The organism is Pedobacter sp., assembly GCF_045628745.1.
Taxonomy (GTDB): domain Bacteria; phylum Bacteroidota; class Bacteroidia; order Sphingobacteriales; family Sphingobacteriaceae; genus Pedobacter.
Window position 1 is genome coordinate 1 of the sequence record NZ_JAZQPU010000374.1, and the last position, 1,686, is coordinate 1,686.

The following is a 1,686-nucleotide window of genomic DNA, read 5'->3' on the forward strand; positions in this document are numbered from 1 at the left end:
GGTGGTTACGGAAACGTTTTTTACCTTTCTACCAATGCAATGGGAAGTAATGCTACTGCAGCATGGAAAGCCCACAAACAAGGTGCTTTCTTTGGTAACCCTTGCTTTACTCAAATTCACCCTACTTGTATCCCCGTTTCTGGAGATCACCAAAGTAAGTTAACACTAATGTCTGAGTCCTTAAGAAATGACGGACGGATTTGGGTGCCAAAGAAAAAAGATGATAACCGTAAACCTACGGATATCCCTGAAGAGGAAAGAGATTACTATTTAGAACGTCGTTACCCTGCTTTTGGTAACCTTGTTCCTCGTGATGTAGCTTCGCGTGCAGCAAAAGAACGTTGTGATGCTGGTTATGGGGTAGGTAAATCGAAACTTGCTGTTTACCTGGATTTCAAAGCCAACACAGAACGTTACGGCCGTATTGAGGCTACAAAACATAACAACCACAATCCTGATTATGCAACTTGCATGAAACTCGGACAGGAAGTGATTAAAGAAAAATACGGTAACTTGTTTGACATGTACAAACAAATTACCGGCGAAGATCCTTATGATGTGCCAATGCGTATTTATCCTGCAGTACACTATACCATGGGCGGTCTTTGGGTTGATTATAACCTGATGACTACAGTACCAGGCTTGTATGCTTTAGGTGAAGCGAATTTCTCTGACCACGGTGCTAACCGTTTAGGAGCTTCGGCATTGATGCAAGGTTTGGCAGATGGTTATTTTGTAATTCCTGCAACTATTGGTGCTTACTTATCAAAAGATTTAGCTACTAAAGCAATTTCTACAGACCACCCGGCCTTCGTAGCAGCTGAAAATAGTGTTAAATCTATCATTGATAAATTCTTCGCTATTAAAGGAACGAAATCCGTTGATCATTTCCATAAGAAATTAGGAAAAATCATGTGGGAGAAATGTGGTATGGCACGTAATGCTAAACACCTGCAGGAAGCCATCGTAGAGATTCAGCAATTGCGCAAGGATTTCTGGTCGGATGTTCGTGTTACAGGTGCAGCAAATGAATTCAACCCTGAGTTGGAAAAAGCTGGTCGTGTTGCAGATTTCATCGAATTAGGTGAATTGATGTGTATGGATGCTTTACAAAGAGAAGAATCATGTGGCGGTCACTTCCGCGAAGAACACCAAACCCCAGAAGGAGAAGCCTTAAGGGATGATGAGAATTTTGCTTTCGTATCTGCCTGGGAATATTCAGGAGATGTTCAATTTACTTTACATAAAGAACAATTGAAATTCGAAAACATTAAGATCGCACAAAGAAGTTATAAATAGTAAAAATCTCAATATCATGAGTACAGGAAATATGAATTTAACGCTAAAAATTTGGCGTCAAAAAAATAACAAAGCCAAAGGTAATTTGGTGGATTATAAAATAGCTGATATTTCTCCTGATATGTCATTCTTGGAAATGTTTGATGTATTGAATGAGGATTTAATTACTAAGGGAGAAGAGCCGGTAGTATTTGACCATGATTGCAGGGAAGGTATCTGCGGTGCATGTTCAATGTATATCAACGGAAGACCTCACGGTCCGAAAGAAGGGATAACTACTTGTCAATTACACATGCGTTCTTTTAAAGATGGTGATACCATCGTTGTAGAACCATGGAGAGCAACGGCATTTCCGGTAATCAAAGATTTAACGGTAGATCGTACTGC

Annotated in this window: 2 protein-coding genes; both read left to right on the plus strand. The window is 40.0% G+C overall.

Annotated elements, in window-relative coordinates:
- On the plus strand, positions 1-1,299 hold a 1,299-nt coding region (gene sdhA, locus ACR2F7_RS13725; protein WP_432714125.1), incomplete at its 5' end, for a succinate dehydrogenase (quinone) flavoprotein subunit.
- 16 nt (positions 1,300-1,315) lie between these two features.
- A partial coding sequence (locus ACR2F7_RS13730) for a 2Fe-2S iron-sulfur cluster-binding protein (RefSeq protein ID WP_432714126.1) occupies positions 1,316-1,686 on the plus strand: 371 nt, incomplete at its 3' end.